The organism is Limnospira platensis NIES-39 (assembly GCF_026000695.1).
GTDB classification, from domain to species: Bacteria; Cyanobacteriota; Cyanobacteriia; order Cyanobacteriales; family Microcoleaceae; genus Limnospira; species Limnospira platensis.
In genome coordinates, this window is record NZ_AP026945.1 from 3880716 (window position 1) to 3902772 (window position 22057).

The 22057-nt window shown below is 45.3% G+C and carries 18 protein-coding genes, 1 tRNA gene and 6 pseudogenes; 8 read left to right on the forward strand and 17 right to left on the reverse strand.

The window, feature by feature from the left end:
* Nucleotides 1–31: 31 nt before the first annotated feature.
* Entirely contained in the window at nt 32–511 is a 480-nt protein-coding gene (locus tag N39L_RS18985; RefSeq protein ID WP_006617423.1) for a GNAT family N-acetyltransferase, read from the forward strand.
* A gap of 216 nt (nt 512–727) precedes the next feature.
* Here the strand turns inward: N39L_RS18985 and N39L_RS18990 are convergent, their stop codons facing one another.
* On the reverse strand, nt 728–2476 hold the full coding sequence (locus tag N39L_RS18990) for a sensor histidine kinase (protein WP_014276067.1): 1749 nt from the start codon (nt 2474–2476) through the stop codon (nt 728–730).
* Nucleotides 2477–2683: 207 nt separating this feature from the next.
* Here N39L_RS18990 and N39L_RS18995 point away from each other — a divergent pair.
* A pseudogene (locus tag N39L_RS18995) lies at nt 2684–2773 on the forward strand (RNA-guided endonuclease InsQ/TnpB family protein); the annotation flags it as partial.
* A 57-nt stretch (nt 2774–2830) separates the two neighbouring features.
* Here N39L_RS18995 and N39L_RS19000 read toward each other — a convergent pair.
* The 11 genes and pseudogenes from N39L_RS19000 to N39L_RS19060 form a co-directional block, all read right to left on the reverse strand.
* Complete coding sequence (locus tag N39L_RS19000; protein ID WP_006617421.1) at nt 2831–3058, reverse strand: type II toxin-antitoxin system CcdA family antitoxin; 228 nt, start codon at nt 3056–3058, stop codon at nt 2831–2833.
* Between the two features lie 129 nt (nt 3059–3187).
* Nucleotides 3188–5122, reverse strand: a complete 1935-nt coding sequence (locus N39L_RS19005) for a transglycosylase domain-containing protein (protein WP_014276068.1) — start codon at nt 5120–5122, stop codon at nt 3188–3190.
* A 160-nt stretch (nt 5123–5282) separates the two neighbouring features.
* A pseudogene (locus N39L_RS19010) lies at nt 5283–5675 on the reverse strand (HNH endonuclease); the annotation flags it as partial.
* A gap of 104 nt (nt 5676–5779) precedes the next feature.
* A pseudogene (locus N39L_RS19015) lies at nt 5780–7585 on the reverse strand (reverse transcriptase N-terminal domain-containing protein); the annotation flags it as partial.
* A 333-nt stretch (nt 7586–7918) separates the two neighbouring features.
* Complete coding sequence (locus N39L_RS19030) at nt 7919–8071, reverse strand: hypothetical protein (protein WP_162097038.1); 153 nt, start codon at nt 8069–8071, stop codon at nt 7919–7921.
* Between the two features lie 492 nt (nt 8072–8563).
* Entirely contained in the window at nt 8564–8818 is a 255-nt protein-coding gene (locus N39L_RS19035) for a hypothetical protein (RefSeq protein WP_035735762.1), read from the reverse strand.
* A gap of 350 nt (nt 8819–9168) precedes the next feature.
* A pseudogene (locus tag N39L_RS19040) lies at nt 9169–9996 on the reverse strand (reverse transcriptase domain-containing protein); the annotation flags it as partial.
* Nucleotides 9997–10858: 862 nt separating this feature from the next.
* A complete protein-coding gene (locus N39L_RS19045) occupies nt 10859–11083 on the reverse strand; it encodes an RNA-directed DNA polymerase (protein WP_071941189.1) in 225 nt (74 codons plus the stop codon).
* Nucleotides 11043–11264 (reverse strand): hypothetical protein, encoded by a 222-nt coding sequence (locus tag N39L_RS19050; protein ID WP_014274215.1) that lies wholly within the window; start codon nt 11262–11264, stop codon nt 11043–11045. The genes N39L_RS19045 and N39L_RS19050 overlap by 41 nt, the downstream gene beginning before the upstream one ends.
* 21 nt (nt 11265–11285) lie before the next feature.
* Entirely contained in the window at nt 11286–11480 is a 195-nt protein-coding gene (locus N39L_RS19055; RefSeq protein WP_082824573.1) for a reverse transcriptase N-terminal domain-containing protein, read from the reverse strand.
* A gap of 1008 nt (nt 11481–12488) precedes the next feature.
* Nucleotides 12489–12743: a hypothetical protein gene (locus tag N39L_RS19060; protein WP_035735762.1), complete on the reverse strand. Its 255-nt coding sequence runs from the start codon at nt 12741–12743 to the stop codon at nt 12489–12491.
* Nucleotides 12744–13307: 564 nt separating this feature from the next.
* Between N39L_RS19060 and N39L_RS19065 the strand changes: the two genes are divergently transcribed.
* From N39L_RS19065 to N39L_RS19075, 3 genes are all read left to right on the forward strand, one after another.
* On the forward strand, nt 13308–14489 hold the full coding sequence (locus N39L_RS19065) for a DUF58 domain-containing protein (RefSeq protein WP_062945834.1): 1182 nt from the start codon (nt 13308–13310) through the stop codon (nt 14487–14489).
* A 322-nt stretch (nt 14490–14811) separates the two neighbouring features.
* Nucleotides 14812–15417, forward strand: a complete 606-nt coding sequence (locus tag N39L_RS19070; RefSeq protein WP_006615995.1) for a superoxide dismutase — start codon at nt 14812–14814, stop codon at nt 15415–15417.
* A 256-nt stretch (nt 15418–15673) separates the two neighbouring features.
* Nucleotides 15674–15880 carry a hypothetical protein gene (locus N39L_RS19075; protein ID WP_062945835.1) on the forward strand — a complete coding sequence of 69 codons (207 nt, stop codon included), beginning with the start codon at nt 15674–15676 and terminating at the stop codon, nt 15878–15880.
* A 301-nt stretch (nt 15881–16181) separates the two neighbouring features.
* On the opposite strand, the pseudogene N39L_RS19080 reads toward N39L_RS19075, so the two are convergent.
* Nucleotides 16182–17059 (reverse strand): annotated as a pseudogene (locus tag N39L_RS19080) (IS630 family transposase).
* A 1271-nt stretch (nt 17060–18330) separates the two neighbouring features.
* On the opposite strand from N39L_RS19080, the gene N39L_RS19085 reads away from it, so the two are divergent.
* From N39L_RS19085 to N39L_RS19095, 3 genes and pseudogenes are all read left to right on the forward strand, one after another.
* Nucleotides 18331–18804 carry a c-type cytochrome gene (locus N39L_RS19085; protein WP_082824574.1) on the forward strand — a complete coding sequence of 158 codons (474 nt, stop codon included), beginning with the start codon at nt 18331–18333 and terminating at the stop codon, nt 18802–18804.
* 70 nt (nt 18805–18874) lie between these two features.
* Nucleotides 18875–18946: transfer RNA gene (locus tag N39L_RS19090), tRNA-Thr, on the forward strand.
* 1031 nt (nt 18947–19977) lie between these two features.
* Nucleotides 19978–20381 (forward strand): annotated as a pseudogene (locus tag N39L_RS19095) (IS1 family transposase); the annotation flags it as partial.
* A gap of 104 nt (nt 20382–20485) precedes the next feature.
* On the opposite strand, the gene N39L_RS33345 reads toward N39L_RS19095, so the two are convergent.
* From N39L_RS33345 to N39L_RS19110, 4 genes are all read right to left on the reverse strand, one after another.
* Nucleotides 20486–20956 carry an HNH endonuclease gene (locus tag N39L_RS33345; RefSeq protein WP_491625039.1) on the reverse strand — a complete coding sequence of 157 codons (471 nt, stop codon included), beginning with the start codon at nt 20954–20956 and terminating at the stop codon, nt 20486–20488.
* A gap of 150 nt (nt 20957–21106) precedes the next feature.
* Entirely contained in the window at nt 21107–21655 is a 549-nt protein-coding gene (locus N39L_RS33350) for a reverse transcriptase domain-containing protein (RefSeq protein WP_014275813.1), read from the reverse strand.
* Entirely contained in the window at nt 21645–21875 is a 231-nt protein-coding gene (locus N39L_RS19105) for a reverse transcriptase domain-containing protein (protein WP_014275812.1), read from the reverse strand. Before N39L_RS19105 ends, N39L_RS33350 begins: the two co-directional genes overlap by 11 nt.
* A complete protein-coding gene (locus tag N39L_RS19110; protein ID WP_014275811.1) occupies nt 21835–22056 on the reverse strand; it encodes a hypothetical protein in 222 nt (73 codons plus the stop codon). The genes N39L_RS19105 and N39L_RS19110 overlap by 41 nt, the downstream gene beginning before the upstream one ends.
* Nucleotide 22057: the final 1 nt, after the last annotated feature.

Below are 22057 nucleotides of genomic sequence, written 5' to 3' on the forward strand. Positions count from 1 at the left end.
ATTAAAATCAGTTGTCAACTTCTAAGTAACTATGCCTCCTCAACTCATTATCCGTCCTGCTACTGTTGATGATGTTCCGGTCATTTGGGCTTTAATTCAGGCTTTGGCTGAATATGAAAAACTCTCCCACCAAGTCACTGGAGATCTGGAAACTTTGCAACAGCATCTATTTGGCGATCGACCAATGGCTGAGGTCATTATCGCCGAATGGGAGCAAAAACCCGTAGGCTTTGCTCTGTTTTTTCATAACTTTTCCACCTTTTTGACTCAACCCGGCATTCATTTAGAAGACCTATTTGTTATGCCTGAATATCGACGTTTAGGCATTGGGAAAGCCTTAATCCAACAGGTGGCTAAAGTCGCCCTAGAACGTCCGTGTGGGCGCTTAGAGTGGACTGTCCTCGACTGGAATCAATCGGCGATCGCATTTTACCAACATATAGGAGCCACAATACTACCTGAATGGCGCATTTGTCGAGTAGTGGACTATCAACGCTTACTGCAACAATGAGATTTGTAAATTTATTGTTAAGTTTTGTAACAAAAAAAAATTGCCCCTGGGAAGCTGGGGGGGTTGCTTTTCCGGTTGGCTTGTGGTATTATTTTAGATAATGGGAATAGTCGCAATTTTATTTTACAAGGTTAGATTGTCATTATAAAATCATATATCAAAATAATAGCATGATATTTCGGAGGTTGTCAACCCCCTATCTCTTGGTAATTGATATTATGGTTCTTGATAGAGAGGAATAGTGAAAGTAACAGTTGAGCCTAAGCCTTCACCCAAACTGTAAAACTTAACCTTACCTCCCATAGCTTGGACCAGCTTTTGAGAAATAACTAAACCCAGTCCCGTCCCCCCATATTGCTTAGTGTAACCACTATCAACCTGAGAAAAAGCCTGGAATAATCTATCTTGCTTTTCAATGGGGACACCAATACCAGTATCCACAACTCTAAACTCCACAAATCCCGGAAATTGTTGATTTTGGATAATCACATTTTCGCGGATAATTCCTAGACTAATATTAATCCCTCCTTTGTGAGTAAATTTAATGGAATTTCCCACCAAATTTAGCATCACTTGTAAGATACGTTGATAGTTACCATAAACAATAATTTGACTATTGCCAGCCTCCGTTTGAATGGTTAGTTTCAAATTTTTCTGCTCAACTTGAGGGCGAATAAAATGCTCAATTTCTCTGAGGACTTCATCAACTTTGACCAAAGCGAGTTCAATATCCATTTTGCCCGCTTCGATTTTAGCAATATCCAAAACATCATTAATTAAATTCAGGAGATGAATAGCAGCTTGATGGGCTTCTTCGATAAATTCCCGTTCTTCCTCTGGGTCATCAGCCATACCATCTAAGACTAATTGAAGGAAGCCAATCATACCGTTGAGGGGAGTTCTGAGTTCGTGGGAAGTATTGGCGAGGAACTCACTTTTGAGGCGAGAAAGAGCCACAGCTTCGAGTCTGGCTTCTTCTAACTCCTGATAAAGAGTAGCATGGGCGATCACCGTTCCTACATGAGTAGCCAACTCCCGGACAAAATCTATTTCCGCCGCCGTCCACTGGCGAGTGCGATCGCATTGATGCAGGGAAATCAAAGAATTAGGTTGCTCTTGATAAGCAGTAGGAATCACCATCAACGAATGACGTTGATAGGGGTCATTTTCAGGGGCACTGCGCTCAATGATAATCGGTTCTAAAGTGGCTAAGGCTTGAGCCCAACCTAATTCCGAATCACTCCATAGATTTAAACCCAACATCATGGGGATATCTTCTTGGCGGTACTCAGCCACCACTTGGGTAGACTTATCAGAGGTGCTGCGATAGGGACAGATAATGCAGCGACTGACACCAAGAACCTGACCCAGACTGTTAACAGTTTGTTGCCAAATCTCTTTTAAATCCAGAGTGCGGCGAATTTTTTGAGTAATTTGGCCGAGAATAGTTTGATAAATTTGAGAAGTGGGGGGAACGCTACGGCAAAGGGTTCCGGCAATTTGAACCAGCATTTTTTGCTGGATATCAAAATTAGATGGTAAGGCGCGGTAGGCAATCAGTTCACTGTGATTAGGGCTGAGATTCAGTTGAGAATTTTCTAGTAATCGCCCCATCACCAGGACATGGGTAGCACTGCCGTTAGATTTTAATATGGGACTGACAATCAGTTCCAGGGGAAAATAGTATTCTTCATAACAAAATGGATAACTGAAACGCTCTGGTATTAAGCTGGTGATCACCCGGTCGATTCTTTCTTGATAGGGGGTCAGTACCAGAGGCTTAAATGTATCTGCCATATTAGTTCCTGTGATTTGGTCAACAGGAAGAGGATGGCGATCGCATTGTCGCCAAGAAAATAGTAGATACTCCCCCGATTGGTTCTGAATAAAAACTAGGTCGGCATCCAAACCGGGTAAAATATCCCCAAAGCCTGATAATGGTAGATCAGAATTGTTGTGCAACATTTAACCTTCCTAAAACGCTCAAAACTCAGCGCAATAGGGTAAGTACAGCATCACCAATAACGGTGAAGGCAGTTGCCTGCAAAGCTCTCAACATAATGTGGCGATCGCCAATTAAGGTTTAAATACAACCCTCCTGGCCCATTGTACTCGTATTCGGGTACAATGTCAACAGACACATTTAGCCCGGAGACATCTGGCGATCGCACCGTGGTTTACCAGGCTTTCCGCCCCCAACTCCAACTCAATGACCATCAAGCCACCTTGATGGTCAAACACGCCGGCTATGCTAGATTTTTGATCAAGCTCTCCCCACCTCGCCGCCGGCAGGTGGACCGAGTGCGTCGCTCTTTTTGTTCAATCATTCCACTCCCCCCGGGGTGGCACGGGAGGGTTACGTTGTAGACTCAAAGCCAAATCATCTTCTGGGCGTTCTCCCCGCAACCATTGTCGGAGAGCGGTTTCAATCACCTTACTTGGATCATTAGTCAAGTGCTTGACCTGATCCAATAATTCAGAATCAATATGGATAGAAACCTCTACTTTGCTTGGTACACTAGAGGTCGAAGAAGTATTTAGATTCATGGCGCAAACATCCTAATTCAGAAAACCCAATACCTCCGAGATTAGTCCCGGAGGCTCAACTCAAGACCGAGTATGATTTGGGGGCTTTATTCTATTGTACGATCTCAATCTCACCTGTTGCCCATCCGGTTAAGGGCGGGGAAAATTTGAAGCCGGAGTAAAACCAGTTTGAGGTTTACCCACAGAGGCACGACTCATAAAGTCCCGCCATACCGGAGCCGCCACAGTTCCCCCAGTTACTCCCCTAGCCAATCGAGTGAAGTCATCATTACCAACCCAAACCGCCGTCGATAAATGGGGAGTATAACCCACAAACCAGACATCGCGTTCGGAGGATGTAGTCCCAGTTTTGCCCGCTGCTGGTCGTCCTAGTCGGGCGCTGGTGGCAGTACCACTGGTAATTACCCCTTGCAGTACATCATTTAGGGAGGCTACCGCCCACTGATTCAGAACTAAGCGAGGTGATGGGGTATTGTCAAGCAAGACATTTCCCTGGCTATCAGTGACTTGTACAATGAAAGTCGGGTCAGAATGCCAACCGTCATTAGCAAAAGTAGCAAAAGATGCAGCCATTTCCATCGGTGTGAGATCCACAGATCCGAGTGGTAAGGAAATTACCGGCTCCATAGGGCTAGTAATTCCCAGGAGGCGACAAATCTCGATTACCTGATTGAGTCCCACAGATTGACCCAGCTTGACCGCCGGAATATTCAGGGAAGTCTCTAAGGCTGAACGAATGGTCACAGCGCCCGAGAAGCCGCCGCCATAGTTTCGGGGTGAATAAAACCCAGAGCCGTCGCGATAGCTAACAGGGGTATCTTGAACAATGGTACTAGGAGCATATCTACCTGTAGCGAAGGCGGCATAGTAAACAAACGGCTTAAAGGCTGATCCAGGTTGCCGTTGAGCCTGAATAGCTCGGTTGAACTGGCTTTTATTATAATCAGACCCTCCCACCATAGCTTTGACAAAATGGGTAGTGGGATCTACGGCGGCTAATGCGATTTGACCGTTATTGCGATCGCGATATACTCCTCGATAATAAAGGCGATCGTGCCATTCCCTCACCGTTCTTTCTGCCATGCGCTGGAAATTCAAATCAATGGTCGTTTGAACCCGCATTCCCCCTTTCAGCACCGCATCACGACCAAACTCCCTAGTTAACTCCTGAACCACCGCTTCCGTCACGTATGGTAATTCACTGGTTCTAAAGGAGGTGATCCTACCCACTAATAGGGGTTCTTTTCGCGCCTCAGCCGCCTCTTCTGGAGTAATCCAATTTAGCTCTACCATGCGGTTAAGCACTTGAGCCTGTCGTTGTTTAGCTAGTTGATAATTTGCAAAGGGGCTATAGTCTTCTGGTGCCGAAATTAAACCAGCAATCATCGCCGCTTCAGATAATTTCAGCTCTGATGCCGGTTTGTTAAAATAGCTTTGGGAGGCTGTTTCAATCCCATACAGGTTATGACCCCAGTAAACCTGATTTAGGTATAATTCTAGGATTTCGTCTTTGTCTAAAATTTGTTCGAGGCGAATTGCCATTACCGCCTCAGCGGCTTTTCGGCTAATGGTTCTACTGGGGGATAAAAACAGGTTTTTCACCAACTGCATGGTTATGGTCGAACCACCCTCTACCGTTTTCCCCCTTTCCAGGTTAGCAAGCATAGCTCGCACTATCCCCGTGGGATATATCCCCCGATGATCATAAAAATGGCTATCTTCAATAGCTAATACCGCCCGTTTTGCATGGGGGGATATTTCATCAAGAGAAACTACTTCTCGGTTGGCTTCGTCGTGAAGGCTGGCTAAGTGTCTACCCTCAATATCGTAGATGTGGGTGGTTTCGGTGGGAATATAGTTTTGTAATACCCTTACGTCTGGTAAGTTACGGAAACTAACGGCTAGACCCACCAGCCCTCCTGCCACCACGGAACTGGCTAACATGGTTGTACCCAATATGGTTCCGGCGGTAACTTTGCTTACTGACTGGATGAAGTCAAATAAGCCTGACGGTGGCGACTCAAGCCTTTGTCTACCTCGGACTGTTACGTTTGTTAATGACACGCTGATTCCACTCCTTCCAGAAAACAAAGCTACAGGGTTTTAAACTTGATAATTAGCTTAGACCAGTTTTTCTCCTGTTAGCTAGTAGGGGTCGAGAGAGATGTCGCCATCTCCCCCTCCCATACAAAACCGTGCTTGCGAGTTTCCCAGCACACGGATCCTAATCTGATTGTTCCATTGTTAAGGATACAGCATTGGCGTTATCTATTGCCGTTTTATCATCGCGGGTGTGGCGATGTAATAGTTGAAGATTTTTGTATTCATCCTTTCCGCCTAGGCTTCGAGGTACAATGTGGTCTACTTCAATTAAATCCAATGGTGCGAAATACTGTCCACACCAGGTACATCTACCTTTTTGCTTCTTGAGTAGTTTTGCTACCCTATTTGGCGTTCCAATTGCTTGTCCTTTCCTGGTTGCCCAGTAAGTCCAGTTTCCGTCGTATGGTGTTGCGTCAGGGCGTATTATGGTATGTCTGACAATTGGGGTCCATTTATGTTGCCATAATGTGAGTCCATCCTTGGTCTGGAATAACCAGGATTCATGTCTTTCTTTAGAAGGGGTCGAGAATGGAGTCACCTCCCTCCATCCCCTCCCATTCAAAACCGTACTTGAGACTTTCACCTCATACGGCTCCTAGTTTAACCGTCTCCTTGTTAAGAGTACAGCATTATCTCTTCATCAAGAGCTGTTTTATCATCGTGACAATGGCGATGTAATAGTTGAAGGTTTTTGTATTCATCCTTTCCGCCATGGCTTCTAGGTACAATGTGGTCTACTTCAATTAAATCTGATGGGGTAAAGAATTGCCCACACCAGGTACATCTACCTTTTGGTTTTTTGAGTAGTTTTGCTACCCTGATTGGCGTGTCGATTGCTTGTCCTCTCCTGGTTGCCCAGTAAGTCCAATTTCCGTCATCAAGTGTTGCTTCATGGCGTATTAGGGTATGTCTGGTAATTGGAGTCCAATTGTGATTGAACAGATGTAACCCATCTTTGGTTTTGAACAGCCAATTTTCGTGCCTTTCTTTCCCATTGCTAAGTTTAATTGTTCTATGTCTGAAATAATTTCTTAGCTTTTCGTGACTTGCCTTTCCGCATCTTGATACTGTCCATGCCCGTAACATTTGCCAGATTATGAGGTCTAGTTTCCTGAAGGTCTCTGTTGAGACTACCGCTGAGTAATAGTTTGACCATCCCCTAATAATTGGGTTTAGTTTATTTATCAGGGCAAATTGAGGTGCTTTTTTATATTGTTTGATTACACCTTTTCTCACTTCTGTGTGGGCAACTGCTTTTTGGCTGGGTTTAATGTGGGTCTTGTGACCGATTAATCGGCTTGCCATTCCCCCTGTTTTCCCAGATTTATATTTTCCTGCTGGATATTGCCTAATGTTGAATCCTAGAAAATCAAATCCGGGTTTCTCTGTTTTGCCATTATACTCAATAGATTTGAGTGTATGGCAGATTCGAGTTTTTTCAGGTTTAATCTCTAATCCAACAGGCTTTAGCCATTCAGAAATAGCAGTTTTGCACTGTTCAATGATTCCTAGGTCTTTTGAAATTACCACGAAATCATCGGCGTATCTTATGACATTGGCTTGCACCCTGTTCTTTTTCTTGGGATACATTGTTTCTATTAACCTAATCATGCCCAACAGTGCGATGTTGGCGAGTATTGGACTTATTACCCCTCCTTGGGGTGTCCCTGCTTCTGTATCCTCAAATACACCGTTATCTAGCACGCCTGCTTTGAGCCATTGTTTCAGGTCTCTTTTTAGGTTGCTTGGACAATGAATTTTGGACAGTAGGTAGTCATGGTTTATTCGGTCAAAGCATTTCGCTATATCCGCATCTAGCACGTAGTATTCACCTTTGTTAATACTCTGGTAAATCCTGCTTATTGCATCTTGTGCTGACCGTCCGGGACGGAACCCGTAGCTAGTGCTTTCAAATCTCGATTCCCATTCAGGTTCGAGAGCCGACTTAACCAAGGCTTGCCTTGCTCTATCTTGGATTGTGGGTATTCCTATTCCAGCTTTTTTCATCCCTGCCAGGTTTTGGAATCCACTCCCTTCGCAGTGGTTTTGATTTGAGGTTTCCCTTAATGTTTTTGACAAGCTCTAACCTTTGTCTTGGAGAGATTGCTCTTACTCCATCAACTCCGGCTGTTTTCTTGCCTTGACCCGCTTGGGGGGGCGGGTTTATTAAGCTGACTGTTGGGAAGCATGGCTGACCGTGGAACCCGCCCCTACAGCCGCACTGCTAAGAGCCGGGCATAATATGATTTCACCAATAGACGTTGCCACCTTCTTACCTTTGCATTTTGTCCCGATTTAGCTGCTTGGAATATACTCTTTTGGAGCTTGAAAACTTTCCGTTGAACCTTGGTCCACGGGATTGTCCTCCATGCGTTGCTCGTAGTCTTGATTGGTTAATCCTTTCTTTAAACTCGCTATCGCCATTTGTACACCTACTAGACTCTATTCTTACAATCAAACCGTGACCTGTTAGCATATCCCTACCATTACAGTAGGGCGTTGGCTTCTGGTCACATCTCACATCCTCTAAGACTTGCGGTTACACTTATTCCTACTGATATCTCGACCAGATAATCAGAGTCTAAGAGGACTTAAAACGTTCCGTTTATATGGGCATTCCATCTTTAGATTCGTCCTATCCACCGGGGTACTTTTTAAAGGTCTGTGTAGGTAAGTAAAAGAATCCTCCTACTCTTTCCCCTTGCTCTTTTGAGCGCAGCGTGTCAACCTATTTCGCTACTTACTCATTACGATGGTTCAAGCCGGACATTCGGTTTCCCTAATCATGGATGGTTGGCAGTGGTCGCCTATGGTGGTAGGTTCTACTTTGCGCCTTCCGTTCCCCGCTTCAATCCTGGGTTTGTGATTCCCAAAACTGGGGGTGGCTGTTATGGTCGAAAGGGAAGTCACCTTCCCCGACTCCACTTCAAAACCGTACTTGAGACTTTCATCTCATACGGCTCCTGATGTGAATACCCCTTTGTCAGTGGGAACAGGGCTACAACCCCCTGCTTTATGACCTCAACTTTCGGAGCTATATACACACGTAGTCATTAACTCGTTTTCGTCATAACACTCTTAGTTGTTGTGGTCTCTATATCCACACCGTGACTAGTGGGCATATCCTAACCATTACAGTTAGGCATTAGCTTTCAGTCACATCCTTTTCCCTTAAAGGCATACGCTTACACTTTTCGCTACTCCACAAGTACATCCTGCCACTTGAGAGCCAATGAGGGGTTTAAACGTTCCATCTATGCGGGCATTCCATCTTTAGATTCGTCCTATCCACCGGGGTACTTTAAAGGTCTGTGAAGGTGGTGGTAATATACCCCTTCTTTTCCCCGTGCTCTTTTGAGCGCAGCGTATCAACCTATTTCGCTACTAGAGTATTACGATGGTTCAAGCCGGACATTCGGTTTCCCTAATCATGGATGGTTGGCAGTGGTCGCCTCTGGTAGTAGGTTCTACTTCACGCCTTCCGTTCCCCGCTTCAATCCTGGGGTTATGATTCCCAAAACTGGGGGTGGCTATCGCCGTTACTCTCAACCTTACGTTATACTCAAGGGGTTCACAACTCCCCTCTTTTTTTCGCTCAGTCTTGACCTTGAGTCTCTCTGCCTTATCTGGTTGTCGAAGCCAGATGTTGAGACACATAGATAGTTATGGGATGGTCAGGGGTGCGAATCCCTTATATTCCACCAAGGGGTGGAAGTCCCACTAGGAGGTTATTTAAGGCATTGCAGCCCTATTTCACTCCTAAACGTCTCGCACATCGCCGTTACTCTTAACGCAATTGTTAAGGAATCATTAAGATTTCCATTTTTGCGTTTTTGACCTTGAGTTCCCTGCCTTGTTTGTATATTTCTATACCAAACGTTGGGACATATAAACAGTTATGAGGATGGTCAGGAGTGCGCTCCTTATATTCAACCAAGGGGTTGAAGTCCCCATCAGGCGGTTATTTCAGGTATTTCAACCTTATTTCATGCCTGAACGTCTCGCACCCCATTGCTAAGTTTAACCGTTCCTTGTCGAAAATAGTTTCTTAGCTTTTCGTAGCTTGCCTTTCCGCATCTTGATACTGTCCATGTCCTTAACATTAGCCAGATTTTATTATCTAGCTTATTGAAGGTCTCGGATGAGACCACCCCTGAATAGTAGTTTGACCATCCCCGAATAATTGGGTTTAGTTTGCTTATCAGGGCTGATTGAGGTGCTGTTTTAAGTTGTTTTATTACACCTTTTATCACTTCTGTGTGGTATTTAATTGCTTTGTTACTGGGTTTAATGTTTGTTTTGAAACCTAACATTTTGTGGGGGGTTTTATTGAATAAAAAACCTCCTTTTATTCTTCCCCCTAATTTCCCAGATTTATATTTACCCACAGGGTATTGCCTGATCTTGAATCCTAGAAAGTTAAACCCTGGCTCCTCTGTTTTTCCATCATATTCAATAGGTTTGAACGTATGACAGATTCGAGTTTTTTCGGGTTTTATTTCTAGTCCTACAGGTTTTAGCCATTCGGAAATAACAATTTTGCACTGTTCAATGATTTCAAGTGATGGAGATATCACAACAAAATCATCGGCGTATCTTATTGAGGTGGCTTGAACCGTTCCTTTTTTCTTGGGATACATTGTTTCAATTAACCTAACCATTCCCAACAGTGCGATGTTGGCGAGTATTGGACTTATTACCCCTCCTTGAGGTGTCCCTGCTTCAGTATCCTCGAATACGCTATGATCTAGCACTCCTGTTTTGAGCCATTGTTTCAGGTCTCTCTTCAGGCTGCTTGGACAATGAATTTTGGAAAGTAGATAATCATGGTTCACGGTAAGAGCATTTGGCTATGTGTTAGGGGTCGAGAATGGAGTCACCACCATCCCCTCCCATTCAGAACCATACGTGAAAGTTTCCCTTCATACGGCTCCTGGTGTGGATACCCTGTTTTGTCAAAGGAGCAGAATCAACAGACCTGCTTTTTACTTCGATGTTCAGAGCTATATGCAGCACGTAGTCTTTAAACTCGTCCTCGCCATTATACTCTTACTGACCGCAGTATCTATATCCACACCGTGACAATTGGGCATATCCCCACCATGACAATTGGGCTTTAGCTTCTGGTCACATCCTTAGCCCTCTAAGCATGCGCTTACATTTTTCACTACTGCCTTGTGAATTGCATTACTCACTTGTTTATGGGCAGAGCATTAGAGGGGTTACAACGTTCCGATTATATGGGCATTCCATCGTTAGATTTGTCCTATCGACCGTGGTACTTCTAAAGGTCTGTGTGGGTAGAATGCAGAATCCCCCACTTTTCCCCTTGCCCTTTTGGGCGCAGCGTGTCAACCTATTTCGCTGCTCGTGCTTTACGATGGTTCAAGTCGGACATTCGGTCTTCCTAATCATAGATGGTTGGCAGTGGTCGCGTCTTGGTAGTAGGTTCTACCTCACGCCTTCCGTTCCCCGCTTCTATCCTGGAGTTATGATTTCCAAAACTGGGGGTGGCTATCGCCGTTACTCTCTACTCCCTGATTTCTCAGTTCGTTTATGACCTTGAGTTCCCTGCCTTGCTTAGTTACCTAAGCGTCGGGACATATAATCAGTTATGAGGATGCTCAGGAGAGGTCTCCTTATATCCAGATTCGGAGCTGGAATCCTCACCGGGTAGTTATTTCGGGCATTTCAGCCCTATTTCATACCCGAACGTCTCGCACCTGCATCTAGCACGAAATATTCACCTTTGTTGATACTCAGGTAAATCCTGGCTATTGCATCTTGGGCTGACCGTCCGGGTCGGAACCCATAGCTTGTGTTTTCAAATCTCGATTCCCATTCAGGTTCGAGTGCCGATTTAACCAAGGCTTGCCTAGCTCTATCTGGGATTGTGGGTATTCCCATTCCCGCTTTTCTCATCCCTACCGGGTTTTGGAATCCACACCCATCGTAGCGGTTTTGTTTTGAGTTTTCCCTTAATGTTCTTAACAAGCTCAAACCTTTGTCTTGGGGAGATTGCTCTCATTCCATCAACTCCGGCAGTTTTCTTGCCTTGACCCGCCTGGGGGGCGGGTTTATTAAGCTGACTGTTGGGAAGCATGGCTGACCGTGGAACCCGCCCCTACAGCCGCACTGCTAAGAGTCGGGCATAATATGACTTCACCAATAGACGTTGCCACATTCGTGCCTTTGCGTCTTGTCCCGATTTAGCTGCTTGAAATATCCTCTTTTGGAGCTTGAAAACTTTTCTCTGGACTTTCGCCCATGGAATATGTTTCCATACAAACGCACGTCTTGATTGGTCTTGATTTCTCAAATCCTTTCTTTAAACTCGCTTTCGTCATAGTAACTCCTACTAGACTCTATTCTTTACAATCAAACCGTGACCCGTCTGCATATCCTTATCATTACAATAAGGCGTTGGCTTTTGGTCACATCTCACCCCCTCAAAGGCATTCGCTTACATTTGTCACTTCTAACTATCTCGACCAGATTGTTAGAGCCTTAGAGGGATTACAACGTTCCGTTTATATGGGCATTCCATCTTTAGATTTGTCCTATCCACCGGGGTACTTTAAAGGTCTGTGTAGGTAGTGAAACAATCCTCCTACTCTTCCCCTTGATCTTTTGAGCGCAGCGTGTCAACCTATTTCGCTACTTAATAGTGACGATGGTTCAAGTCGGACATTCAGATTTCCTTAGTCATGGATGGTTGGCAGTGGTCGGATTTTTGGGAATAGGTTTTCCCTCACGCCTTCTGTTCCCCGCTTCAATCTGACGGGTTGTGAATCCTAAAACTGGGGGTGGCTGTTATGGTCGAAAGGGAAGTCACCTTCCCCGACTCCACTTCAAAACCGTACTTGAGACTTTCATCTCATACGGCTCCTGATGTGAATACCCCTTTGTCAGTGGGAACAGGGCTACAACCCCCTGCTTTATGACCTCAACTTTCGGAGCTATATACACACGTAGTCATTAACTCGTTTTCGTCATAACACTCTTAGTTGTTGTGGTCTCTATATCCACACCGTGACTAGTGGGCATATCCTAACCATTACAGTTAGGCATTAGCTTTCAGTCACATCCTTTTCCCTTAAAGGCATACGCTTACACTTTTCGCTACTCCACAAGTACATCCTGCCACTTGAGAGCCAATGAGGGGTTTAAACGTTCCATCTATGCGGGCATTCCATCTTTAGATTCGTCCTATCCACCGGGGTACTTTAAAGGTCTGTGAAGGTGGTGGTAATATACCCCTTCTTTTCCCCGTGCTCTTTTGAGCGCAGCGTATCAACCTATTTCGCTACTAGAGTATTACGATGGTTCAAGCCGGACATTCGGTTTCCCTAATCATGGATGGTTGGCAGTGGTCGCCTCTGGTAGTAGGTTCTACTTCACGCCTTCCGTTCCCCGCTTCAATCCTGGGGTTATGATTCCCAAAACTGGGGGTGGCTATCGCCGTTACTCTCAACCTTACGTTATACTCAAGGGGTTCACAACTCCCCTCTTTTTTTCGCTCAGTCTTGACCTTGAGTCTCTCTGCCTTATCTGGTTGTCGAAGCCAGATGTTGAGACACATAGATAGTTATGGGATGGTCAGGGGTGCGAATCCCTTATATTCCACCAAGGGGTGGAAGTCCCACTAGGAGGTTATTTAAGGCATTGCAGCCCTATTTCACTCCTAAACGTCTCGCACATCGCCGTTACTCTTAACGCAATTGTTAAGGAATCGTTAAGATTTCCGGTTTTGCGTTTTGACCTTGAGTTCCCTGCCTTGTTTTGTATATTTCTATACCAAACGTTGGGACATATAAACAGTTATGGGGATGGTCAGGAGTGCGCTCCTTATATTCAACCGAGGGGTTGAAGTCCCCACCAGGCGGTTATTTCGGGTATTGCAACCCTATTTCATGCCTGAACGTCTCGCACCAAATTATAGAATATAGCATTGAGTATCTCATGTTAGCCCAATTGCTCAAAATTGACACTCAGCTAACCAGTAGGCGCGATGGTTCCTGGTTGTGGGCTATTTCGGCGATCGCCAAAATTATAGACTGTTTCCAGTTTTTCTGATGAAACCGGAAACTTCTGGAGTTTTTGTTGAACTTTGGTTATCCTGGTGTGAGCGGCGCGATATTATGTTATGGGGTCAAAACGCAAAATTACTAATTGGTTAGAACGTAACTGGGTAACTCCGGCTTATCCTGGTTGGCTGTTAGGGTTTATGACGGTTTTTTTCTTTGGGGCTGCTACTAATACTATGGCAGGGTGGCTGTATGTGATTAGTGGTATGGGGTTGGCTTTGTTATTGGCGGCGGCAATTCTGCCAGGGCGGAGTCTTCGTCCCCTTCAGGTTCGCCGCTACCCTATTACTCCGGTCAGTGTGGGCTCGCGCCTCACTTTTGAACTGGAAATCGAAAACCAGTCGAAAAAATCTTGTCCCCTATTTCAAATTTACGATCGCCTCCCCACAGAGTTGGGAGATGCATCGGAGTCTATTGATGTTATTGGACCCGGACAAGTTTATCACTGGAAATATTCCCGTATTACTAAACGCCGGGGGATTTACCATTGGTCTGGGGTGAGACTGCGATCGGCTTCTCCCCTGGGGTTATTTTGGTGTAGTCGCGATCGCCAAGTTCCTGCTACAGCTATTGTTTATCCCACCGTATTGCCTTTAACTGCTTGTCCTATTGTTGATAGCATTGAAGTAGACCAAGGTCCAGAGATTTACTCTTGCTTTCGCCTTGATCAAGCCACAGAAGGCATTACTCGCACTTTACGCCCTTATCGTATCGGCGACCCTACTAGACTGATTCATTGGCGTTCTAGTGCTCGCTATGGGGATCTACGAGTCCGAGAATTGGAGGTCGCTATTGGGGGTCAGGAAGTAGTTATTTGTCTTGATAGTGCATTTTCTTGGGACCATGCCGATTTTGAAACCGCCGTTTCTGTGGCTGCTTCTCTTTATTTCTACGCTCGTCGCGCTCAACTTAATGTACGGCTATGGACTGCCTCCGACGGACTGGTGGAAGGCAATTGGGGCGTTCTCTCCGTTTTGGCTGGGGTTATGGCGGGTCAATCTAATAGCACCATTGACCGCCCTGATGTTCCACTGATTTGGATTACTCAAAATTCTGACAGTATCATGAGCCTTTCCCCTCAGAGTCGTTGGCTACTTTGGCCACTGCCTGCCCCACAAAATCATGGCGCGCGCTCCGGGTTGGGGATGCAATATGGCTCCGATGCGATCGCTCCCTGTCCCGGTGTAAGGATTAATCCCGCTGAACCTCTGGTTCCACAATTGCAGGCCAAAAATAATTGACTTTGACAAGCCGCCCGGCGGGTTTAGTAAGTTAGCCGATGGGAATCATCCCTGAATGCAGAACCATCCCCTAAATGGGCATTAAAGCGCGGTATTCTCAAAACTAATTGCACCAAGATACTGGGGTTTACCTGCCGCCGGGTAGGAGATAAGCCGAGGGGGCAGACCTTCACAAACCAAAGTTAGCCCGACTAGATTTGTTTTAGTGACCGTTGATGGTATATGATCAGGATATTGTAAAGTTTTATGTAGGCTCGCTCATAAATTTGTCCCGTTCAAGACAAATCGAGAAGCCTAGATATTTGAGAGAGGAGAAAACACAATGGCTTTTGAACTTCCCAGTTTACCTTTTGATCAGGATGCACTAGAGTCTAGCAAAATGTCCGCTAATACTCTATCCTACCATCATGGTAAGCACCATGCAGCTTATGTCAAAAACCTTAATGCTGCTATTGAAGGTACAGACATGGCTAATATGTCCCTGGAAGAGATCATCAAAGCCACTTACAATGATCCTTCTAAGTCTGGTATATTTAATAACGCTGCCCAAGTCTGGAATCACAGTTTCTTCTGGAAGTGCCTCAAGCCCAATGGTGGTGGTCAACCTACAGGAGCTTTGGCTGACAAGATTCAAGCAGATTTCGGTAGCTTTGACGCATTCATTCAAGAATTTAAGAACGCAGCGGCTACCCAGTTCGGTAGTGGTTGGGCTTGGCTAGTCCTGGATAATGGCACACTGAAAGTTACCAAGACTGCTAATGCTGTTAACCCCATGGTTGAGGGTAAAACTCCCCTGCTAACTCTCGATGTTTGGGAACACGCCTACTATCTGGACTTCCAAAATGCGCGGCCAGGTTTCATCGATAACTTTATCGAAAATCTGGTTAACTGGGACTTTGTAGCTGAAAATCTCGCGTCTGCCAGCTAATATCTTTGATATTCCTTTCAGCCAACCTAGCTAACCTGCTCTAGCTTAATCTGTACCCCCCCTCAAAGGCAATATTGGGGGGCGGTCAGTTGAGAGGGGCGGGTAATTTTTGATTATTTATCAGTGACTCAGGCGCACTACTGACAGCAAAAAAATCCAGTAATCGGACTTGAACCTAATACATAGCCTATAACCCCTATTCTACCGCTGCTTAGGTGTTACTCAAAACCGTAGTAGAGTAACAAGTGAGTAAAAAATGAGTAACGCCGCTAAACTCCCTACAGTGGGGGGAAAGGGTAACTATGATGAGAGTTACGCTAGATTCCTGAAAGCCTATCAAGACTTTAAGGGGGAATGTCCCAAAGGAGTGACTCTCAAACTACAAAAGTCCGGGACTAGGTACAACCTACTATTGCGTGCGAGACGTTTAGGAGATAAAATAAGGCTGCGATGCCTGAAATAACCTCCTCGTGGGACTTCTACCCCTTGGTAGAATATAAGGGACTTAATGTGATAGCTAAGTAACCCTGACCATCCCATAACTATCTATGTGTCCCAACCTCTGGCTTCGACAACCAGACAACGCAGGAAGACTCAAGGTCAAGACAGAATGCTGGAAAGATGGACGTTATGAACCCATTTAGTATAGCAGGAAGTTGAGAGTAACGGCGGTAGCCACCCCCAGTTTCAGGAATCACAACCCGTCAGATTGAAGCGGGGAACGGAAGGCTCCGAGATACAACCTATAGCACTAGTCAATACGGTTAGGACGCAGCCTTGAGAACAGAATCCATGGCATCATCGAGAGAATCAAACTGCTCACGTGCAATGGCGAATGCGGGCTTTCAACCACGACCAACATTTCTCTATCTTGTTGAGGTCTGGCGAATAAGGTGGTAGATAGAGCAAACGGCATTGAGCCGCCTCCACTAGCTCAGGAATCCGTCCCCCTTTATGAAACGTTGCATTGTCTAGCACTAGAGTCTGACCTGGCTTCAGTGTTGGAATTAAGATGAACTCCAACCACAACTCAAACACTGTCCGATTACAACAACCCTCAAAGCGATCGGGGGCTAAGAGTTGTTGATGACACCATGCGGCCATATAGCTCACCCTGCCCTGCCTCTTCCCTGATTTGAGGGCATCGAAGCGTTTTCCTTCCTCGCAGTAACCATAAGGGTAATCCGAGTCCTGACTATTCATGCCGGCTTCATCGAGGTAGACCACTTCTTGTGGCTCCATATGTTCAATCTGAGCAATAAACTCCTCTCGCTGTTGCTGATCACGTTCTTGGTAGCCGTAAGTTTTTTTTTCTGGTGAAGCCAATTTTCTTCAAGGCTCTGGATATGGTGCGAGGAGAGATGTCGTCATCCCAAAGTTCAGCCATTGGAGCGGAGGTTTGATCGCCATGCTCTTGGGCAAAAGCCTTGAATTTTTGCCAGTCGGTAATTTTGTGGTTATTGCCAGGTCGGTGATTAGGTTTAGGGAGGAAGTCTCCGGTCTGTGCTTTTCTTGGCAGCCAGAGATTAATGGTGTTCCGGCTGACATGGAAAACTTGACTGGCTTCTGTTTTGGGCATACCGTCTAGTTCAATTGCATCAATAACTTTTTGTCTGAGGTCGTAACTATAGGGGGCTGGCATTTTTGGTCTTCTTAGTCATCTCGTCCTCTCCATTATACGTCCTAACTTTACTGTCTTGTGCTATATATCCATACCGTGACCTGTGGGCATATCCCCACCATGACAATTGGGCTTTAGCTTCTGGTCACATCCTTTACCCTCTAACCATGCGCTTACATTTTTCACTACTGCCTTGTGAATAGCATTACTCACTTGTTTATAGGCAGAGCATTAGAGGGGTTACAACGTTCCGTTTATACGGGCATTCCATCTTGAGATTTGTCCTGTCCACCGGGGTACTTTAAAGGTCTGTGCAGGTAGGTAAAGAAGCCTCCTACTTTTCCCCTTGTTCTTTTGAGCGTAGCGTGTCAACCTATTTCGCTACTACAGAGTTACGATGGTTCAAGCCAGACATTCGGTTTCCCTAATCATGGATGGTTGGCAGTGGTCGCGTCTTGGTAGTAGGTTCTACCTCACGCCTTCCGTTCCCCGCTTCAATCTGACGGGTTATGATTCCTCAAACTGGGGGTGGCTATCGCCGTTACTCTCTACTCATTGTTATCATGGGGTCATAACTTCCCATTCAAAACAGTTTGTTTGATGACCTTGAGTTCCCTGCCTTGTTTGGGGGTTCAATCCAAACGTTGGGACGTATAAACAGTTATGGGGAATGGTTCTAGGCTCCGACCTCTTATCCAGACTCGGGGCTGGCTTCCCAACTAGGAGGTGATTTCAGGCATCACAGCCTTATTTGGTCTCCTAAAGATTTCGCACTCTCTACTCATTGTTATCATGGGGTCATAACTTCCCATTCAAAACAGTTTGTTTGATGACCTTGAGTTCCCTGCCTTGTTTGGGGGTTCAATCCAAACGTTGGGACGTATAAACAGTTATGGGGAATGGTTCTAGGCTCCGACCTCTTATCCAGACTCGGGGCTGGCTTCCCCACTAGGAGGTGATTTCAGGCATCACAGCCTTATTTGGTCTCCTCAACATTTCGCACTCTCTACTCCCTGATTTCTCAGTTTGTTTATGACCTTGAGTTCCCTGCCTTGCTTAGATTTCTCCAAGCGTCGGGACATATAAAGAGTTATGGGGATGGTCAGAAGCGAGCTTCTTATATCCAAGCAAGGGATTGGATTCCCCACTAGGAGGTGATTTCAGGCATTACAGCCTTGTTTAGTCTCCTAAACGTCTCGCACCTTCCGAAACATTATACCGCATGGCCCGTAAATGTTGAATTAATCTTGGATTAAATTTAGCTCTGACAGATTCCACCGATAAATTCCACCTTGAGCGATCGCCACTTGCCCTCAACCCCGGAAAGTATTAAGCTGTACAGTGAACAAGTAAAGTTTTTTGTAGATTCGTGTATTCGTGTAGCTTTGGATAACCATATTGCCAACACTCATATAACCGAGATCATCCAGCGAGTGGCTTTGGTTGCCCTAGGGCTGATGGTGGTTATTCTCCTCTGGGTCTGGGGAGTCAGTTCCGTGAAAATTTCCGATCCCTACATTCAAAAAGTGTTGTCACTAACCGGAGACCCAACCCGAGGACACGCTATTTTTGAGATGAACTGTGCGGGATGTCATGTTAGCCAAGTCGAACATCAAATCGGTCCAAACCTGGAGGACATTTCCCAACGAAAATCACAAATTAGTATTATTCAACAGGTCGTTAGTGGCAAAACCCCTCCCATGCCTCAGTTTCAGCCTAATCCTCAAGAAATGGCAGATTTATTAAATTATTTGGAACAAATTTAGAAAACTATGATATACTAAGAAACAGTGGGTCGGTTGAGTGGTTGAAATCATCATTCCAGCTTTACCCCAAGCCAGTATAGCTCAGTGGTAGAGCATCCGCCTTGTAAGCGGACGGTCATCGGTTCAAGTCCGATTACTGGCTTTTTTTGAAAAAGACTGGGTAGGGGTCGAGATGGAAGTCGCCTTCCCCCACTCCCATTCAAAACCGTGCTTGATACTTTCGCATCACACGGCTCCTGATGTAGATACCCCTTGGCAACGGGAACAGGGTTACCAACCCCTGCTTTTGTACTTCAACTTTTGGAGCTAAATACAACATCGTAGTGTTTAAACTCGCTTTCGCCGTTAAACTCCTGTTGATTGCAGTAACTATATCTACACCGTGACTAGTGGGCATATCCTAACCATTACAATTAGGCCTTGGCTTTCAGTCACATCCCTTCCCCTTAAAGGCATACGATTACACTTTCACTACTCAACAAGATGTACTTGTCGAGAGCCTAAAAGGGGTTTAAACGTTCCGTTTATACGGGCATTCCATCTTTAGATTTGTCCTTTCCACCGGGGTACATTAAAGGTCTGTGCACAACGAAACGTTGCTTCTGGGTAGTATATAAAAACTCCCACTTTTCCCCATGTTCTTTTGAACGCAGCGTATCAACCTGTTTCGCTGCCCAATGGTTACGATGGTTCAAGCCGGACATTAGGTTTCCCTAATCATGGATGGTTGGCAGTGGTCGCGTCTTGGTAGTAGGTTCTACCTCACGCCTTCCGTTCCCCGCTTCAATCTGACGGGTTGTGAATCCTAAAACTGGGGGTGGCTATCGCCGTTACTCTCAACTTCCTGCTATACTAGGTGGGTCATTACTTCCACCGTTCAAACATTCTGTCTTGACCTTGAGTCCCCTGCCTTGCTTAGATTTCTCCAAGCGTTGGGGCATATAAACAGTTATGGGATGGTCAGGGTACGAGTCCCTTATATTCCACCAAGGGGTGGAAGTACCTACTAGGAGGTTATTTCAGGCATTGCAGCCTTATTTGACTCCTAAACGTCTCGCACATATATCTACCATTGTGGCAATTGCCTTAACCCGATAGTCGTACCTAACTACTCAGATATTACTCACAATCTGGTGTTGCATAATAGAAAATGATATTCTCAAATAAATCAAGATGGATTGTCCTTATTGCCAAAGCCATAAAGTAGTCAAAAATGGTCATCGTCAGGGAAAACAGAGTTACCTGTGCCGTGAATGTGGTCGCCAATTTCGAGAAAATCCCTGTCCTGGAGGTTACAGTTCTGATGTCAAAGAGCTTTGTGTGAAAATGTCCCTCAATGGCATGGGATTTCGAGCCATTGAGAGAGTCACTGGTATTTCTCACAACACAATACTTAACTGGGTTAGAGTTGCAGAAACCCAGATGTGATGAGGAAAACTATGAAATTCCTGAAATAGCTCAAATTGATGAGCTTCAGACTTTTGTGGGTTCAAAAAAAAACCATCTGGGTCTGGACAGTTGTGAATACCAAACTGCCTGGAATTCTGAAGTTTGTCATAGGCGACCGCTCATTGCTGAATTAGGGGTCGAGATAGACCTCACGGTCTACCCCTCCCATTCAGCAGCAGAACCGTACATGAGAATTTCACCTCATACGGCTCCTAGTTTGACCGTCTCCTTGTTAAGAGTACAGCATCATCTCTTCATCAAGAGCTGTTTTATCATCGTGACAATGGCGATGTAATAGTTGAAGATTCTTGTATTCATCCTTTCCGCCTTGGCTTCTAGGTACAATATGGTCTACTTCAATAAAGTCTGACGGGGTACAGAATTGCCCACACCAGGTACATCTACCTTTTGGTTTCTTGAGTAGTTTTGCAACTCTATTTGGCGTATCGATTGCTTGTCCTTTCCTGTTTGCCCAGTAAGTCCAATTTCCGTCATAAAGTGTTGCTTCCGGGCGTATTAGGGTGTGTCTGACAATTGGAGTCCACTTATGTTTCCATAATTGGATTCCATCTTTGGTCTGGAATAACCAAGATTCATGCCTTTCTTTCCCATTGCTAAGTTTAACCATTCCATGTCTGAAATAGTTTCCTAGCTTTTCGTAACTTGCCTTTTGGCATCTTGATTTTGTCCATGCCCGTAACATTTGCCAAACTATGTTGTCTAGCTTATTGAAGGTCTCTGTTGAGACTACCGCTGAATAATAATTTGTCCATCACCGAATCATCGGGTTTAGATGTTTAATCAGGGCTGATTGAGGTGCAGTTTTAGATTGTTTAATTACACCTTTTATCGCTTATGTGTGGGCAACTGCTTTTGGGCTGGGTTTTATGTGGGTTTTATGTCCGATTAATCGGCTCTTACGTCCCCCTGTTTTTCCAGTTTTATATTTTCCTACTGGGTATTGCCTGATATTGAATCCGAGGAAATCAAACCCAGGTTCTTCTGTTTTGCCATTAGACTCAATAGGTTTGAGTGTGTGACCAATTCGAGTCTTTTCGGGTTTAATCTCTAATCCTACAGGTTTTAACCATTCGGTGATAGCAGTTTTGCACTGTTCAATGATTCCTAGGTCTTTTGAGATTACCACGAAATCATCGGCGTATCTTATAAGGTTTATCTGAGTGGTTGTTCCTTTGTTAGGATACATTTCTTTAACTAGCCTTTCCATTCCCAACAGTGCGATGTTGGCGAGTATTGGACTTATTACCCCTCCTTGAGGTGTCCCTGTTTCTGTATCCTCTAATACACCGTTATCTAGCACGCCGGCTTTGAGCCATTGTTTCAGGTCTCTTTTTAGGCTACTTGGACAATGAATTTTGGACAGTAGGTAATCATGGTTCACGGTAAGAGCATTTTGCTATATCGGCATCGAGAACATAATATTGTCCTCGATTTATGGCAATATAAATTCTGCCAATTGCGTCATGGGCGGACCGTCCGGGACGGAACCCGTAGCTTGTACCTTCAAATCTCGATTCCCATTCAGGTTCGAGAGCCGACTTGACCAAGGCTTGCCTTGCTCTATCTTGGATTGTGGGTATTCCTATTCCAGCTTTTTTCATCCCTGCCAGGTTTTGGTATCCACACCCGTCGCAGTGGTTTTGCTTTGATATTTCCCTTAATGTTCTCCACAAGCTCAAACCTTTGTCTTGGAGAGATTACTCTTACTCCATCAACTCCGGCTGTCTTCTTGCCTTGACCCGCCTGGGGGGCGGGTTTATTAAGCTGACTGTTGGGAAGCATG

Coding starts and splice junctions, on each gene's coding strand:
- N39L_RS18985 (WP_006617423.1), top strand. CDS start 32: ATGCCTCCTCAACTCATTATCCGTCCTGCTACTGTTGATGATGTTCCG.
- N39L_RS18990 (WP_014276067.1), bottom strand. CDS start 2,476: ATGTTGCACAACAATTCTGATCTACCATTATCAGGCTTTGGGGATATT.
- N39L_RS19000 (WP_006617421.1), bottom strand. CDS start 3,058: ATGAATCTAAATACTTCTTCGACCTCTAGTGTACCAAGCAAAGTAGAG.
- N39L_RS19035 (WP_035735762.1), bottom strand. CDS start 8,818: ATGTGTCTCAACATCTGGCTTCGACAACCAGATAAGGCAGAGAGACTC.
- N39L_RS19045 (WP_071941189.1), bottom strand. CDS start 11,083: ATGAGAAAAGCGGGAATGGGAATACCCACAATCCCAGATAGAGCTAGG.
- N39L_RS19050 (WP_014274215.1), bottom strand. CDS start 11,264: ATGCTTCCCAACAGTCAGCTTAATAAACCCGCCCCCCAGGCGGGTCAA.
- N39L_RS19060 (WP_035735762.1), bottom strand. CDS start 12,743: ATGTGTCTCAACATCTGGCTTCGACAACCAGATAAGGCAGAGAGACTC.
- N39L_RS19065 (WP_062945834.1), top strand. CDS start 13,308: ATGGGGTCAAAACGCAAAATTACTAATTGGTTAGAACGTAACTGGGTA.
- N39L_RS19070 (WP_006615995.1), top strand. CDS start 14,812: ATGGCTTTTGAACTTCCCAGTTTACCTTTTGATCAGGATGCACTAGAG.
- N39L_RS19075 (WP_062945835.1), top strand. CDS start 15,674: ATGAGTAACGCCGCTAAACTCCCTACAGTGGGGGGAAAGGGTAACTAT.
- N39L_RS33345 (WP_491625039.1), bottom strand. CDS start 20,956: ATGTTACGGGCATGGACAAAATCAAGATGCCAAAAGGCAAGTTACGAA.
- N39L_RS19105 (WP_014275812.1), bottom strand. CDS start 21,875: ATGAAAAAAGCTGGAATAGGAATACCCACAATCCAAGATAGAGCAAGG.
- N39L_RS19110 (WP_014275811.1), bottom strand. CDS start 22,056: ATGCTTCCCAACAGTCAGCTTAATAAACCCGCCCCCCAGGCGGGTCAA.